Below are 16,062 nucleotides of genomic sequence, written 5' to 3'. Positions count from 1 at the left end.
GCATAGGTTTCACCTACGCCACAGTAGTAGGTACGCTCAAGTCTCGACCAAAAGACAAGAGAGTACCCTATGCGAGACCCTAAGAGTTTGTCTCATACACGTTGGGATTGTAAGTACCATATAGTCTTTATTCCAAAAAAGAGACGTAAGTTAATATTTGGTGCTCCTCGAAAGCACTTGGGTGAAGTCTTTCACGAACTAGCCCGTCAAAAAGGAGTTGTGATCGAACAAGGGCATTTAATGTCAGATCATGCTCATATGTGTTTGAATATTCCAGCCAAATTTTCAGTATCTAACTTCATGGGGTTTATGAAAAGTAAAAGTGCCATTTCAATTGCTCGTCAGTTTAAGGGACGGCAAAAAAACGTCAATGGGGAGGCTTTTTGGGCAAGAGGTTATTATGTTTCTACAGTTGGTTTGGATGAGAAAATGATAAAAGAGTACATACGAAATCAAGAAAAATGACATTCATCGGGATCAATTGAAATTCTGCATATAGAGAGTGCCTTGGGCACTGACTTACGCCCTTTTAGGTCGTCATCTAAATAAGCCTCCGGCTTTGTCGGAGGTCAGTTAACTATTGGTAATTTTATACTCAGGTACTTAAACGGAAGCTTGTAATAATTGTTATAAAATAATGTGTTGTAATTTATTGAAAATTTTGAATAACCTTCTTTGTGAATGTGTCCAGAGGGTGCTGCTAATTACGCTAGTCAACTCATTGAAGCAACGACTTGTGCTCTTACTCCACCTTTAGCAGTGTTCTTAGCAAGTAACGAAAAAAGACGTTGTTATTGATTGTTTTAAATAATGTTATGGGGCAGATAAATTTTAAAGATAAAAAATGGATCTTAATTAGCACACTATGGCTAACAGTTTGCATTATTTAGGTTATCTATCTATTTATTATTTAAATTGTCTTTAAATTCAAATTGTTATTGTTTTTTTATGTTTTTTGCCATAAATGATAATGGCATGTTGTTCCTCTTGTAATTGAAGCTCTTCTCTGTGGTAGTTTTCTCTAATGATTGATCATGTTTATGTTTTTATTATTATTTAGTTTGATGAAATGGGATCTTTGTGTTAAAAAAATGATTCTCAATTTTATGGGGAAGATTAATCCTTGTTAGTTGACTCAGAGTCGATGAGCGTTTTCTGAGCATTGCAGCGGTAAAAATCTAAGCCTTAATTATAAATAAAAGCATCTTAAAGATGTAAAGGGAATAATCAATGAGAAGTCAAGTTGCAGTTGCTGTTTCAGCAGCGTTAATGTCCATGGCGATGAGCGTTCAGGCCTCAGAGCAATATCATGTTTCGGTATCTAAGTCAGATCCATCTAAAAATATCCAATATACAGCTGATATTCAAAAAAAATATTTGCTGCCTTCCACTGGCCAGTCAAGAGTATTTATTGCAGAAGATGATTTAGATGCTGGCGTGTATCGTTATTTTGTGCGTTTTGATGATAGCCCTGTGGCCTTATATGAAGGGGGGATTGAGGGCCTTAAGGCCACTAGCCCTGCAGCGTTAAAAAATGGCAATCGTAAGCTTGATATTAATAATACGGACGTGAAAGCATATCGCCAACATCTTGTTAGTCGTCAAAATGAAGTGATTAATAAGGCGAAAGCGAAACTGGGTTCTTTAAAAATTAAACAAAGAACTAACCTTTCTTATAACGGTATGGTGGTAGAAATGACGCAAGCTGAAGCCAAAAAGCTTGCGTTAGTCAGTGGTGTTGCCCATATCAAACGTGAAGTGTTACGTCAAACGCAAACAGATGCGGGGCCTGAGATTATTCAAGCGCCTGCTGTGTGGGATGGCAGTGCCAGTGGTACGGCAACCTATGGTGAAGGCATGATTGTCGGGATCATCGATACTGGAGTGAATACCGATCACCCTTCATTTGCCGATATTGGTGGTGATAATTATGATCACACTAATCCTTGGGGAGAAGGTGTATATTCGGGCGATTGTGCGACCGACTATCCAGAGCTTTGTAATGATAAGTTAATTGGTGTTCACAGTTGGCCTGAAATTACCGATGATTACCCTGATTACGATCCTGATATAGCCCAAAATGGAGAAGATCATGATGGTCATGGTTCCCATACCGCCAGTACCACGGCGGGTAATTTCCTATATGATTTATCCATTTCCGATGTCGATGGTAAGCCATTAGGTATTTCATTTGATGCCATGTCGGGTGTGGCCCCCCACGCAAACATCGTTTCTTACCAAGTCTGTCGACCTGGTGATGATGATGCCATTGGCTTTAATGGCTGTCTTCCTTCATTAACGGTTTTAGCGGTTGAACATGCCATAGAAAATGGTGTGGATGTACTTAACTATTCTATTGGTGGTGGCAGCAGCGATCCATGGCAAGATGCAGATGCGTTGGCATTTTTAGCGGCGCGTAAAGCGGGTATTCATGTGGCCACATCGGCAGGTAATTCAGGCCCAGATCCTGAAACAGTCGGCTCACCAGGTGACGCACCTTGGTTAACCACAGTGGCGGCTTATACTCATGACAGAGATTATAGCGATAAAACACTATCAGAATTTACGGGCGGTGATACGACAGCGCCAAGTACAATAACGGGTAAAGCAGCGTCAGGTGCCTTTAGTGGTGCGATTGTCTATGCTGGTGATTTCATTAATGCCAACGACCCCGATGGCGATCCGGCGCAATGTTTACAACCTTTCCCAGCTGATACCTTTGCAGAGAACACCATAGTGGTGTGCGATCGTGGCGCGATTGCTCGTGTAGATAAAGGGCGTAATGTTCTTGCTGGCGGTGCAGCAGGTCTTGTACTGGCAAACCTTCAGGATGGGGCGAGCAGTGTGGTAGCCGATGCACATACGCTTCCTGCTATTCATATTGATGCAGATCAAGGTGACGCATTAAGAACTTGGCTGGCAACAGGCTCAGATCATAGCGCAAGTATTTCCGGAACTTCGATTGTAAAAGATGAAAGCCTTGCACGCATTGCGGCCGATTTTACCTCAAGAGGTTCCAATAAATCGGTTCCTGATATCATAGTGCCTTCTATTGCAGCGCCTGGAGTGAGTATTTATGCTGCTTATGCGGATGAGCAATCAGATAAGTTTAAAGAAAACCCAAATCCCAGTGATTATAGTTTTTTAAGCGGTACGTCAATGGCCAGCCCACATATTGCAGGCGCCTTGACTTTGATTGCCAAGTTACATCCAGATTGGTCGCCAGCTGAAGTGCAATCGGCATTAATGCTAACGGCCGATCAAAATACCTTTAAAGAAGATGGGGTGACGCCATCAGATTTCTTTGATATGGGGGCGGGCTACGTTAATATTTCGGCGGCAGCACAAACAGGTCTTATCATGGATGAGACTTATGAAGGGTATTTGATTGCTGATCCTAGTTTAGGGGGAGAGCCTTCTGAGATTAATTTAGCATCAATGGCTAATGCAAGTTGTTTAGGTGTTTGTAGTTGGACGCGCACCGTTAAAGCAACGACGGATGCCAGTTGGAATGCAAGTGCATTAACGTCTGGGGATGGCTTTTATTTAGATGTATCGCCTAAGCGTTTCACTTTGGCTGCAGGAGAAAGTCAAGAAATAACGGTTACGGCAAATGTGAGTGCAGCTGACGAAGGTTGGAGTTTTGGTAACATTGAATTAACATCGAATGATTTACCCGATGTTAAGCTACCAGTAGCGGCTCATTCAGTAACACACAATTTACCTAAAAATATTGATATAACAACAGTGAAGACGCAAGGTTCAATGACATATTCAAATTTAGTGTCTAAAGAACTGAAAGATATTAATGCAGTTGTTTATGAAAAGCGTCATTTACATGAGCCTCAAATTGTCGAGGTTGCAGCCGATACGAATGATTATATTGAAGTAACATTAGAAGAAGATTTTGAAAATATCACTTTTAGCACTAGTTCTTTGACGGCGCCTGATGTTGATTTAGTGATCTTAGATGCTGAAGAAAAAGCGATAGGCTCAAGTGCTGGTTCAACGTCTGATGAAAGTGTGACTTTTAGCACTCTTGCTGCAGGGAAGTATTACGTTGTCGTTTATGGATATACGGCTTCCAGTGAAGGTGGAACTGATAAAGTCACGATTACGACGACGACAATGCAACAAAGTCTAGAGTCGGTGAGTGAAAATGTGGTTGCCAGTATTGATGGTAGCGCCAATGACTTCAGTTTGACACTAGATTGGAATACGAATGAAAACGTAGAAGGTTTTGTGGTCTTGAGATCTGGTGATGGGAGTCAGCAAGAAGATATTCCTTTCACTCTTGTGCGTGAGGAAACATCTGTGCTGAATGATGTGCCTGTGTCTGATGCTATGGCACCGGGTGAAGCGGTTAATATCCGTTATTTTGTTGAAGCCAATAATTATAAAGAAGATAAAACATATTCTTTAATGGCGGTTATTTCAGAAGGACATGAAGTTGCGAATATTTCTCATGATGGGGTTGTGCAAGGGAATAAAATTAAATGGGAAATTAATCAAGCGGCGTCGACTGAAGAGCTTGAAGCAAAACAGACAACGGTTAGTTTTGATTTAGTCCCTCGCAAAGCTGGTTCAAACTTCCATCTTGGATTAACGCATGAGATTGAAGGTGACTCAGTAGAACGTTTATATTATTTTGGTGTGGTTGAAGCAATGCCAGAAGCGTTAATTAGTTCACCAGAATCTGCCGTTGAAAGCGGCGCTATCATACTCGATGGCTCAGGTTCTTCCGATGCTAATGGTGATGAGTTAATTTATCAATGGGTACAAACTTCTGGTACGAGTGTGACATTTGATGCAGCAGCTGAGAGTATTACTTTTGATGCGCCAAATTTTGCAGATGGAGACAATACGCTAGGATTTGTATTAACAGTGACAGATCCTCAAGGTAATGTTAGCTCAGCCAGTACTAGTGTTACTATTGAACAAAAACAACAAGAAAGTGAACCAAGTGACGGCAGCACTAAAAGCAAGTCTTCTAGCGGTGGTTCATTAGGTTGGTTGGCAATGACTTTATTGCCTCTAGCTTGGTTGCGTCGTAAGCTAGCGGCATAAAAAGTGAAATATATGGATTAGACGCTGTTATTTAAGCGTTATCCATTTATTTTAATAAGATAAAAGAAAGGCTGCTCCGGTTCATATCGGTTCAGCCTTTCTTTTGTATCCGTTTTATACTTTGCGATTCTTGTTTAAGTGTTTAAGTGTTTAAGTGTTTAAGTGTTTAAGGTTTAACATTGCGAGCGATGGGATTTTGCAAAATAATCAGCGTTTCTGTGGACTGGATTTCATCGATAGATTGAATGCGATTAATTAACACATGTTGAAGGCCATCTATGGATTGACACATGACCTTGACAAAGACATTGAAATTTCCTGTGGTGTAATAAGCTTCTACGACTTCTTCTAGCGCATTGAGTTTATCCAGGGCTGCGGGGTAATCGCCAGCGCTTTTTAAATTAATGCCAATAAAACAACAGACATCATAACCTAAGGCTTTAGGATCGACGGTGATCTGTGCACCTGTGATGATCCCCGCTTGTTTCATTTTCTCAACTCGCACATGAATGGTTCCTGCACTGACGGAGAAGCGTTTAGCCAGTTCAGCAAAAGGGGTACGGGCTTCTTGCATTAAGGCGGCTAGGATCTGATTGTCGAGAGGATCGCGATTAAATGCCGTTTCCATTTATTACCTCAATGTATCAATAGGTTGTTAGTCACTTTACTATAGCAATGAACTCAGCTTATTAGGCTCAGATTTATTGCTCTCCTTGGGCTTCGATAAAAGGGGCATCACACGAGAAAGTCATTTCCTCACCGGAATAAGGATGCGTTATGGTTAAGCTTTGAGCGTGCAATAATAACCGAGGTGCTAAGCTTTTGGCTAATGGATCAGCATAAAAATTATCCCCTAGAATCGGATGCCCAAGCGCCATCATATGGACTCGTAACTGATGAGAACGGCCGGTGATTGGCGTGAGTTTAACTAACGTTGAGCGTTTGGCTTGTGTTAATACCTCAAAATAAGTTTGAGATGCCTTGCCGATATCATGGCACACTTTTTGTTTAGGTCTATTTGGCCAGTCACAAATCAAGGGGAGATCGACACTGCCTGTATGGGCTTTAACATGACCCGCGACACGGGCTAAGTAGGTTTTTTGGGTTTCTCTGTCCCTAAATTGCCTTTTAAGTTCTTTTTCGGCACTGCGTCTGAGGGCGACTATGATAATACCCGATGTGGCCATATCGAGACGATGCACAATTTGTGCATTTGGATGCTCGGCTAATACACGACTGTAAATACTGTCATTGTGTTTAGGATCACGTCCAGGTACTGAAAGCAGTCCAGAAGGTTTATCAAGGACAATAATGTCTTTATCTTGGTGCAGTATGGTTAACCAAGGGGAAGTTGGTGGAGAATAAACAAAATCGTTCATGAAAAACCCATGTTTTCGTAATATAGTCATAAAATGCGTGGCAAAGATACTCCCACAGAAGAAGGCTTGCAAGCATTGTGGGCGGTAAAAGGCGGATTTTTATCGTGTGGGCTAAACTATTCATGAAGAAAGCTTCTCAGTAGAATGTCGCTTTGATTGGAATTGTTGAGAGAGTGTGAGTGACAGAATTTTATGTGATTTATAAAGCAGTAGATGAATATGGGCCGCTTATTGCTGAGATCTAGGGTATTGGACAATAAAGAAGTGAGAATATTGGCTTTTGCTGACAATGACGAACAAAGTAAATTATTAAAGTTAACCCCTCATATTCCACAACATACTTATATACAAGCTATGTTATTGATATTGCTTTTTTGTGAGCCTAAGCGAGTCATGATTTTAGGCTTAGGGGGAGGGGTGCTAATACATGCACTCAAGTATTTTGATTCGAGCATAAAAATAACTGCGGTTGAATTACGAGAGCAGGTTATTCACTTATCTCAGCGTTTTTTTCAATTACCTCAAAGCAAGAAGCTCACAATAATCAATCAAGATGCCAGTGCTTTTTTAGCTGAAAACCATCATAAAAAAGTCTGACTCGGTTTAAATTGTGGCTTTAAATTTGATTTTTATTCTAAAAATGACGCTATTGTAATAGCATTCAAAACGTTTACTATATATTGCTAATATTCCTTGGGGTATGACAATCTCATAGGGCTTAGGATGAGGTTTTAGAGATGCAAGCAAATTTTATTTCCGATCCTATTGTTGAATCTTTTTTGGATGAATTATGGTCAACAGAAGGCTTGAGTGATAATACCTTATCAGCCTATCGAAGTGATTTGCTGCATTTTGATACCTATATTCAAAAAAAGGGATTAGTCTTGCTGTCGGTAACCCAAGCGAATGTTCGCGCTTACCTTGAACATCGTTTTGAACAAGGGTTTGCTAATAGTAGTAGTGCTCGTTTAGTCAGTAGCCTTAAACGATTTTATGGTTTTTTACGGATCAATAATCGCATTAATATCGATCCTATGGAGATGCTGCAAGCGCCTAAGTTAACCAGACAATTACCCAATTCTTTAAGTGAGGATGATGTTAGCGCCTTGCTGGCGGAACCCAATGTGGATGATGCGATAGAGTGCCGTGATAAGGCTATGTTAGAGTTACTTTATGCAACTGGGCTGCGGGTGACCGAGCTGGTGAGTTTAACACTTGAAGAAATCAGTCTTAATCAAGGCCTGGTGCGAATTGTGGGTAAAGGAGGAAAGGAGCGCATTGTGCCTATTGGAGAATATGCGATTGCAGAGATAGAATCTTATTTAGCGAATGGAAGAAATTATTTATTAAAAAATCAGCCAAGTGATGTGCTGTTTCCCTCTAAAAGGGCAAAGCAAATGACGAGACAAACTTTTTGGCATCGTATTAAGCTTTATGCCATTCGTGCGGGGATTGTCTCACCTTTATCCCCACATACCTTACGTCATGCATTTGCAACCCATTTATTAAATCATGGTGGCGATTTGCGGGTGGTGCAACTGCTTTTAGGGCACAGTGATTTATCGACAACCCAGATTTATACGCATGTGGCTAAAGCAAGATTGTCTGAGCTTCATAGAATGCATCACCCCAGAGGTTGATACAATATTTCAAACGACCCTAGGCCTGCATCTTTCAGATGCACGCATATAAAGATGTTAAACTTTAGTTTAATTTAGTGGGAAATAGATCCGTCAATGCGGATAAAAAAGCAATAAAATGGTAAAAAAGTTGCTTTCAGCTAGTTGAGGCTGTAAGTTTTGAGGCTAAAGCAGGGTCTAGTCTTTTGATGCGTCAGAATCGTGATCCACACTTAATTTATTTAGGATATCCCATGAAGTTTACTCGTGTACTTTCTTTGATGGCGGTGATGGTATTATCGCCAGCAGCTATGGCAGCAACGGATGCTAATAAGGCTGAAGCGCAAATGCTTGAGCAAAAATTGAGCTCAACTTTAGATGTTGATGTCATGTCGATAAAAATGTCATCGATTCCCGGTTTATATGAAGCCTTAACCAATCGAGGTGTACTGTATATTAGCCAAGATGGCACTAAGTTAGTGCATGGTACGATTTATGACTTAGATAATGGCATGAAAAACCTAACTGAAGCGGCAATGGCTGGGCCTAGGTTGAAAATGCTGAAGAAACTTGAAAATGACATGCTTGTGTATAAAGCAAAAAATCAAAAGTATGTCGTCACTGTCTTTACTGACACTTACTGTGGTTATTGCCGTAAACTGCATAATGAAATGGCAGAGTATAATGCTTTAGGTATTACTGTACGCTATTTGGCTTTCCCTCGTGCGGGCGTGCCCTCAAAAACCGCTGATGAAATGGAAGCGGTGTGGTGCTCTGCTGATCCATTAAAGGCGATGGATGATGCTAAGGCGGGTAAACCTGTTAAAGATGCAGATTGTGATGCTAAGATCAAAGAGCAATATGAGCTCGGTGTGGCATTTGGTATTAATGGCACGCCAGCCATTGTTCTAGAAGATGGCAGTTTAATTCCAGGTTACCAGCCACCGAAGCAATTGTTAAAAATACTTCAGCAAATGGATGAGCAGAAAAAAACGGAGTCGACTTCAGCTAAATAATGGTAAGACCTGTTTGATATTAAGAGTGAGCCTTTTTAGGCTCACTTTTTTATGCCATCAGTCATATGTCTGTGTCTATTCTTGAATTTTATATCGTGTCTTTTTTCAAACTATAGCTTACGATATAGTGCTTCTTTTCTTTTAGGTAACTTTCATTTGTGAACCATCAAATCAATCGTCGTCCTCATGTGGATGACAGCCACCTTCCCGATAGTTTATCGCCATTGTTAAAACAAATTTATGCCAGTCGAGGCGTACTCGCTCACGAATGTGACTTGAACCTCACTCAGTTACTCAGACCCAATAACATGTTGGGGCTCGATAGAGCCGCACAGATCATTGCCGATGGCATCAATGACAATAAACATATTTTGATTATGGGGGATTTTGATGCCGATGGAGCAACATCAACCAGTGTGTGCATATTAGCACTGCGAATGATGGGGGCTGTTAATGTAGATTATCTTATTCCTAATCGGTTTGATTTTGGCTATGGCCTCAGTCCTGAGATTGTACAAGTTGCCCATACTAAGGGCGCGGAGCTCTTGATCACTGTGGACAATGGTATCTCATCTGTTGAAGGGGTGAATGCGGCGAAAGCCTTAGGGATGCAAGTGGTGATAACGGATCATCATTTGCCCGGACAAGTGCTGCCAAACGCAGATGCCATAGTGAATCCTAATCAACCTGGATGTGGTTTTGCCAGTAAAGCGATTGCTGGTGTGGGTGTGGCTTTTTATTTAATGTCAGCCTTGCGGGCAGAATTAAGAACAAGAAACTGGTATCAAACGCGTCATATTGTGGAGCCTAATTTAGCCCATTTATTGGATATTGTGGCATTAGGCACGGTGGCGGATGTGGTGCCATTAGATTGTAATAATCGCATTCTGGTTGAAATGGGATTAAAGCGAGTGCGAGCGGGTCGATGTCGAGTGGGGATCACGGCGTTATTGGAAGTGGCGAAAAAGAATATATCTCGTGTGGTGGCATCTGATTTTGGTTTTACTGTTGGCCCCAGATTGAATGCCGCGGGTCGATTAGATGAAATGGCCTTAGGTGTGGAAACCTTGCTATGTGATGATGTGATGATGGCTCGAAGAATGGCGGCGCAACTGGATAGTTTGAATATGGAAAGGCGAGCGCTAGAGCAGGAAATGCAACAAGAAGCATTAAAGCGTCTGAAGAGTCTCACATTTGATATGGCATCACTGCCTTGGGGCATTGCTTTGTTTCAAGCAGACTGGCACCAAGGGGTCATTGGTATTTTGGCTTCGCGCATAAAAGACAAATATCATCGACCCGTTATTGCGTTTGCGGATGCGGGGAACGGCGAGATAAAGGGCTCTGCACGATCAATTAAAGGCCTGCATATGCGAGACTTGCTGGAGCTGATTAATAGCAGACATCCCAAAATGATTTTGAAATTTGGTGGTCATGCGATGGCAGCGGGGTTATCGATAAAAGAAACGGATTTTGCAGCATTCAATGATGCTTTTGATAAAGCGATTCGAGAAACGATAAAACCTGAGTTGTTAACGGGGGAGTATCTTTCAGATGGTGAATTAACCAGTGATCAATTAACCCTGGCTGTTGCAACAGAACTAAGGCAGGCTGGGCCTTGGGGACAAGCTTTTCCAGAGCCTTTGTTTGATGGTTATTTTAAGGTTATTCAACAACGCATTGTTGGTGAGAAACATTTAAAATTAGTGCTAGAGACACCTTGTAGTCGTGTTATGGTTGATGGCATTGTGTTTAATGTTGATTTGCAAACTTGGCCCGATGCCAGTATTCAACTGGTGAGACTAGTTTATAAATTGGATGTGAATGAATTCCGGGGTAATCAATCATTGCAGCTCCTCATTGAACAGATTGAAGCTGCTTGATGGTATACCCGTGACTGGTGAATGAGCGGTTTTGATGTTAAAAAGCGATGTGAGGACTAAGTTGAGTAAGCTAATTGAGTAAGCTAACTAAGTGCGCTCACATCGCCTTTTTTCATCAGGCTGTAATAGTATCGACGCCGTCTTCTTTACCCACTAATAAGACATCAGCGCTTCGGTGAGCGAATAATCCGTTGGTTACTACACCGACAATGGCGTTAATTTGTTCTTCTAATACTTTAGGTTGCATAATTTTCATATTGTAGACATCTAAAATAATATTGCCGTTGTCAGTAATAACGCCTTCTCGATACACAGGATCGCCGCCTAATTTAACCAGCTCTCTAGCCACGTAAGAGCGGGCCATAGGGATGACTTCTATAGGGAGAGGAAATTCGCCTAAAATATCGACTTGTTTCGAGCTGTCTGCGATACAGATAAATTTATCGGCCACTGCGGCAACAATTTTTTCTCGCGTTAATGCTGCGCCGCCGCCTTTAATCATGTGCATGCTGGCATTAATTTCATCGGCGCCATCAACGTAAATGGACAGCTCGTTCACACTGTTAAGATCGTAAACAGGGATCCCTAATGCTTTCATTTTTTCTGTTGACGCCTCAGAGCTCGAGACTGCACCGTCAATATCCGCTTTCATTGTGGCAAGGGCATCAATAAAGTGATTGACGGTCGAGCCAGTCCCTACGCCAACAATACTGTCATGTTCAACATATTTTAGTGCAGCCCATGCGGCCGCTTTTTTCATTTCATCTTGCGTCATTGTGTTATTCCATCAAGGCAGTAAACTGATTCTAGTATACTCTGGTTTGTGAGGGCATTGTTCGGTTTTTTCAGCGAAAAATGATCTTGGTCGAAATTGTCTAGAAAAGAAGAAGGCCATTGTGTTGACTGAAGAGAAAGCGTATTTTTAACGGTATTATCACGTATCACTATTTTTGATTTAGCTATATTAAGGAGTGGCTATGGCTGGAGCGAGTTTGCTGACCTTACTGGATGATATTACAACAGTATTAGATGATGTGGCCACTATGAGTAAAATGGCGGCGCGAAAAACAGCAGGGGTGTTAGGGGATGATCTCGCTTTAAATGCTCAGCAAGTTTCAGGCGTCAATGCAGACAGAGAGTTACCTGTAGTATGGGCGGTGGCGAAAGGCTCTTTGAGAAATAAATGTATTCTTGTGCCTTTGGCGCTCTTGATCAGTGGATTGATCCCATGGGCTGTGATGCCACTATTAATGTTGGGTGGCTTGTATTTATGTTTTGAAGGTTTTGAAAGCCTGTACCATAGTTACACCCATAGAAAACAGGTTAAGGACTCTGGGCATTTAAATGCGAGCTCAATGGCAGTTAAAGATGAAACTCATGGTGATCTTAAGGCTTATGAAGCAAAGAAAGTCAAAGGCGCAATTCGAACAGATTTTGTTTTATCAGCGGAAATTATAGCCATTACCTTAGGCGTTGTGGCTCATATGAGTTTAATCACGCAATTTTTTACTTTAGTGATCATAGCCATAGTGATGACAATTGGCGTGTATGGTATTGTAGCGTTGATTGTGAGAATGGATGATGCGGGACTATACTTGAGTCAGCGGAAAATGTTAGGCCGTCGAGGCAAGGTTCAACGAAAAATGGGCTTGATGTTATTAAGTGCGGCGCCACGATTGATGAAAAGTTTATCAATTATTGGCACTATCGCCATGTTTATGGTGGGGGGAGGTATTTTGACCCATGGCATACATCCAATTTCAACCTTATTTAGCTTGCTTGCGGCAATGACCCAATCTTGGTTTTTAATCGGTCCTGTCTTATTTTTGATTATACCCAGTGTATTGAATGCTCTGTTTGGCGTCTTGGTGGGTGGGCTAGCGTTATTATTGTTTGAACTGGCTAAGACAATCCAGAAGAAAGTGAAGGGATAAAACTCTTGAGTGATTGTGATGAGATAAAAATAGCGACGTTAAATTTATTTAATTATATTGCGCCTCCCGGTGCTTATTATGATTTTGATAATATCTACACTCATCAAGAATGGCTTAAAAAACAAGCATGGATAGCGACCTTTTTATTAAAGGCACAACCGGATGTGATTGCTTTTCAGGAAGTGTTTAGTGGTGATGCATTAAAAGTGTTATTGAAAGAAAATGGTTATCCTTATTTTGCTATTGCAGGTACGCCAGTACAAAAAGCCGATCATGTATATGAATCGCCAGTTGTGGCCATTGCTTCTCGTTATCCTATTGAAAACCCCTTTATTATTAAAGCGGATCCTTTATTGATCAGCAGTATGGGATTGTTAGGTGATTTTAGTTATAGTCGCGCCCCGCTTCAAGTGAGTATTAAATTGCCAAATTTTGGGCTGTGTGATTTCTATGTTGTGCATCTAAAATCGAAACGCCCCATGCTTGACAACATTGGACCGGCTCATGAAGCTCAGCGCGCGCAGTGCAGCCCTTCATTAAGCGCAGTTTTACAAGCCAAAGCGCCACAAGTTGATACTTTAGCTGTTAGCTTAAAATCAAGTGCAACAAAGATCAATGAAGAGAGGGATAATGTCGGACAAGTATTAACTGAAAATGTATTGGGGTCATGGGCAGCCAGCATTCAACGGGGGACAGAAGCGGCTATGTTATTTGCCCACATAGTTAAAATACGTCAACGTTATCATAGGCCCTTTGTTATCATGGGGGATTTTAACGATGCCATGTCGGGGGATATTTTGTCCCATGTCATGACAAATGAATTGCGTTTTTCTCGAGAGTTTAATGGTGATCTCAGTGACTTCGTTATTAAAGATGCCTTTGATTTATATCAAGCCAGCTTAGATCTTGTGTTTGAATCGCCTCGCCCCGCGACCCATTATCATGGTTCAAAAGGCAGAGTGTTAGATTATATTTTATTGTCATCAGAGTTTACGCCTACCGATAAACATAACATGGCTGTCGTCACAGACTATCAAACATTTGATGAGTATTTAGTGAACCCTCAATATGAAAAAGACAGTCAAAGTAGCGATCATGCGCCTGTGATGATAAGTTTACAGCTAAGAGAGTATAGCTAATTTGTGATCTTATGTTTGTTATTTCTTTGTTGTGTTAATAAGGAATGCTTTGCTTACGACTTTACTTTTTATTCGTTAGTGCACACATTACGCTTATTTTTAAGGCATAAATATTTTTTTTAGTATAGAATGCGCCCCCAAAATCAGGTGGTGCTTTAAAAGCGAAAGATTACGCTTCGTTTTACTGCATTCGAATTTTTGAAAATGCAGTATTAGCCCGCCGTACCAAATAAAACATAATGAATGGGGACGGCAAAATGTCACAAAAGTGCTTTATCACGGCGCAGCAATTATTAGAAGATTCATTTCGTTTGGCTGCGCAAGTTTATGAGAGTGGTTTTCGCCCACAATTTATTGTTGGGATCTGGCGTGGTGGTGCTCCTATTGGTATTGCGGTACAAGAATTCTTTGATTTTAAACAAGTTGAAACGGATCATATTGCAGTCAGGACTTCTTCCTATTACGGTATTAATCAACAGAGTAAGCAAATTAAGGTTCATGGATTGCATTATATTGTAGAAAATGCCAATGCCGATGATGCACTTTTGATTGTGGATGATGTGTTTGATTCAGGCCGCAGTGTGCATGCGTTAAAAGAAAAGTTGGCTGAATTGATGCGTCTTAATATGCCAAAAGATGTGCGAATTGCGTGTCCCTATTATAAGCCTAGCAATACGGCTGTGCCGTTAAAACCGGACTATTATATTCATGAGTCGGATGAATGGTTGGTGTTTCCTCATGAAGTGTCAGGTTTATCTCGCCAAGAAATTTTAGAAGGAAAAGGCGATTTAGCTAATATTAAGCATTTATTTGCGGAGTAAGTTTTTATTAATACCTGTGTTGCCAGTTTAATGATTCTGGTATCACAGGTATAATAGCGCCTGATTTTTGTGAAAAGACATTATCCCCAAGTGACATGAAGATGCAGAATTCAGCTGGAATAAAAAGCGTTTTAGGCAAGGCATTTGGGTATATACTTAATCTAGGTTATATATTCGTCTAGATTAAACGCTATGGTAAATGAATACGTACTTGGAGTTGAGGACAGTGAAATACAAAGGCTGCGTGATCAAGAATGTGTATTAAATAAGTCATCAGTGCCTTATCTTACTCAATATCTTTGCGCATCTGATCGTGTACTTGAAGTGGGTAGTGGTGCAGGTGGTGCCTCTCAAATTATTGCCCAATTACTTAACTATTCAGGCCACCTAACTTGTATAGAGCGAGAAAAAAAGTACGTTGAGCTTTTAACCTTGCGCATGAAATATAATAGTGCAGGTTCTGTGCGTATCATTAATGCTGATATTCATGATTATCAAACAGAGCAGCGTTATGACAAAATTTATTTGCGCTGTGTGCTTCATCACTTAGTTAATCCCATTGATGTGATTAGAAAGTTAAAAACATTGCTAACAAGTAATGGTTTACTCATTATTGAGGAACCCAATGTTTCAGACTTTTTTACTCAATATACTCCGTTAGCTTATCAAAAACTGGCTACCGCTTACGCTAAACTTGGAGAAAGTTTTGGTGTTGACTTTAACATAGGTATAAGGTTGTTTTCTTACATGGAACAAGCTGATTTTCATGTTGAAAATTATCAATTTGTTCAAGCAACACTACAAACGGAAAGAGAGCGGCAATTGTCGACAGGTTTGCTAACGAGTATTACGTCAGGTTTGATGTCGGCGAATATTATGTCACAAAATGATATTACTCTATTACAGAAAGAGCTTAATACATTAATTCATTCAAATGCGTTAATGCCTTATGTAACAATGGGGCAGATAGTCGCTCGCAATTGCCGATGACAGCGTTTTATACGCATCTACGCATCACGATCATTGGCAGTGATCATCAATATTAATTCTAATCCATTGCAATTGGCATAATATGTGGCTCGAAATTGCCCATGACAGCGTTTTATACGCATCTACGCATCACGATTATTGGCAGTGATCATCAATATTAATTCTAATCCATTGCAATTGGCATAATATGTGGCTCGCAATTGCCGATGACAGC

Annotated in this window: 12 protein-coding genes and 1 pseudogene; 10 read left to right on the top strand and 3 right to left on the bottom strand. The window is 40.8% G+C overall.

From position 1 onward, the window contains the following. Positions 1-69: 69 nt before the first annotated feature. Complete coding sequence (tnpA, locus tag Q0791_RS07440) at positions 70-465, top strand: IS200/IS605 family transposase (RefSeq protein ID WP_299004325.1); 396 nt, start codon at positions 70-72, stop codon at positions 463-465. A 765-nt stretch (positions 466-1,230) separates the two neighbouring features. Beyond that, complete coding sequence (locus Q0791_RS07435) at positions 1,231-5,067, top strand: S8 family serine peptidase (protein WP_299004323.1); 3,837 nt, start codon at positions 1,231-1,233, stop codon at positions 5,065-5,067. 166 nt (positions 5,068-5,233) lie between these two features. On the opposite strand, the gene asnC is transcribed toward Q0791_RS07435, so the two are convergent. Next, positions 5,234-5,695, bottom strand: coding sequence for a transcriptional regulator AsnC (gene asnC, locus Q0791_RS07430; RefSeq protein WP_299004321.1), 462 nt, complete (start codon positions 5,693-5,695; stop codon positions 5,234-5,236). A 73-nt stretch (positions 5,696-5,768) separates the two neighbouring features. Continuing rightward, on the bottom strand, positions 5,769-6,446 hold the full coding sequence (rluA, locus tag Q0791_RS07425) for a bifunctional tRNA pseudouridine(32) synthase/23S rRNA pseudouridine(746) synthase RluA (RefSeq protein WP_299004320.1): 678 nt from the start codon (positions 6,444-6,446) through the stop codon (positions 5,769-5,771). 194 nt (positions 6,447-6,640) lie between these two features. Here rluA and Q0791_RS07420 point away from each other — a divergent pair. The 4 genes and pseudogenes from Q0791_RS07420 to recJ form a co-directional block, all read left to right on the top strand. Then, a pseudogene (locus Q0791_RS07420) lies at positions 6,641-7,040 on the top strand (spermidine synthase); the annotation flags it as partial. Between the two features lie 143 nt (positions 7,041-7,183). Continuing rightward, on the top strand, positions 7,184-8,086 hold the full coding sequence (gene xerD / locus Q0791_RS07415) for a site-specific tyrosine recombinase XerD (protein ID WP_299004318.1): 903 nt from the start codon (positions 7,184-7,186) through the stop codon (positions 8,084-8,086). Positions 8,087-8,319: 233 nt separating this feature from the next. After that, entirely contained in the window at positions 8,320-9,081 is a 762-nt protein-coding gene (dsbC, locus tag Q0791_RS07410) for a bifunctional protein-disulfide isomerase/oxidoreductase DsbC (RefSeq protein WP_299004316.1), read from the top strand. A 158-nt stretch (positions 9,082-9,239) separates the two neighbouring features. After that, positions 9,240-10,964 carry a single-stranded-DNA-specific exonuclease RecJ gene (gene recJ, locus Q0791_RS07405; RefSeq protein ID WP_299004315.1) on the top strand — a complete coding sequence of 575 codons (1,725 nt, stop codon included), beginning with the start codon at positions 9,240-9,242 and terminating at the stop codon, positions 10,962-10,964. A 115-nt stretch (positions 10,965-11,079) separates the two neighbouring features. Here the strand turns inward: recJ and rpiA are convergent, their stop codons facing one another. Further along, a complete protein-coding gene (gene rpiA, locus Q0791_RS07400) occupies positions 11,080-11,739 on the bottom strand; it encodes a ribose-5-phosphate isomerase RpiA (protein WP_299004313.1) in 660 nt (219 codons plus the stop codon). Between the two features lie 202 nt (positions 11,740-11,941). Between rpiA and Q0791_RS07395 the strand changes: the two genes are divergently transcribed. The 4 genes from Q0791_RS07395 (at position 11,942) to Q0791_RS07380 (ending at position 15,848) form a co-directional block, all read left to right on the top strand. Continuing rightward, positions 11,942-12,898, top strand: coding sequence for a DUF808 domain-containing protein (locus Q0791_RS07395; protein WP_299004311.1), 957 nt, complete (start codon positions 11,942-11,944; stop codon positions 12,896-12,898). Positions 12,899-12,903: 5 nt separating this feature from the next. After that, the gene (locus tag Q0791_RS07390) at positions 12,904-14,037 is read left to right on the top strand and encodes an endonuclease/exonuclease/phosphatase family protein (protein WP_299004309.1); all 1,134 of its coding nucleotides are present in this window, start codon (positions 12,904-12,906) and stop codon (positions 14,035-14,037) included. 257 nt (positions 14,038-14,294) lie between these two features. Further along, on the top strand, positions 14,295-14,858 hold the full coding sequence (locus Q0791_RS07385) for a phosphoribosyltransferase (RefSeq protein WP_299004307.1): 564 nt from the start codon (positions 14,295-14,297) through the stop codon (positions 14,856-14,858). A 192-nt stretch (positions 14,859-15,050) separates the two neighbouring features. After that, complete coding sequence (locus Q0791_RS07380; protein ID WP_299004305.1) at positions 15,051-15,848, top strand: methyltransferase domain-containing protein; 798 nt, start codon at positions 15,051-15,053, stop codon at positions 15,846-15,848. The last annotated feature ends 214 nt before the right edge of the window (positions 15,849-16,062 follow it).

The sequence above is a fragment of the uncultured Shewanella sp. genome (assembly GCF_947495455.1).
Classification (GTDB): Bacteria; Pseudomonadota; Gammaproteobacteria; order Enterobacterales; family Shewanellaceae; genus Shewanella.
Note: the sequence above shows the minus strand (reverse complement) of the source record. Positions and strands in the feature narration are given on the sequence as shown.

What these genes read in the sequence shown, in the direction of transcription:
- Q0791_RS07435 (WP_299004323.1), top strand. Translation starts at nt 1,231, where the DNA reads ATGAGAAGTCAAGTTGCAGTTGCTGTTTCAGCAGCGTTAATGTCCATG.
- asnC (WP_299004321.1), bottom strand. Translation starts at nt 5,695, where the DNA reads ATGGAAACGGCATTTAATCGCGATCCTCTCGACAATCAGATCCTAGCC.
- Q0791_RS07385 (WP_299004307.1), top strand. Translation starts at nt 14,295, where the DNA reads ATGTCACAAAAGTGCTTTATCACGGCGCAGCAATTATTAGAAGATTCA.
- Q0791_RS07395 (WP_299004311.1), top strand. Translation starts at nt 11,942, where the DNA reads ATGGCTGGAGCGAGTTTGCTGACCTTACTGGATGATATTACAACAGTA.
- tnpA (WP_299004325.1), top strand. Translation starts at nt 70, where the DNA reads ATGCGAGACCCTAAGAGTTTGTCTCATACACGTTGGGATTGTAAGTAC.
- Q0791_RS07380 (WP_299004305.1), top strand. Translation starts at nt 15,051, where the DNA reads ATGGTAAATGAATACGTACTTGGAGTTGAGGACAGTGAAATACAAAGG.
- rluA (WP_299004320.1), bottom strand. Translation starts at nt 6,446, where the DNA reads ATGAACGATTTTGTTTATTCTCCACCAACTTCCCCTTGGTTAACCATA.
- dsbC (WP_299004316.1), top strand. Translation starts at nt 8,320, where the DNA reads ATGAAGTTTACTCGTGTACTTTCTTTGATGGCGGTGATGGTATTATCG.
- xerD (WP_299004318.1), top strand. Translation starts at nt 7,184, where the DNA reads ATGCAAGCAAATTTTATTTCCGATCCTATTGTTGAATCTTTTTTGGAT.
- rpiA (WP_299004313.1), bottom strand. Translation starts at nt 11,739, where the DNA reads ATGACGCAAGATGAAATGAAAAAAGCGGCCGCATGGGCTGCACTAAAA.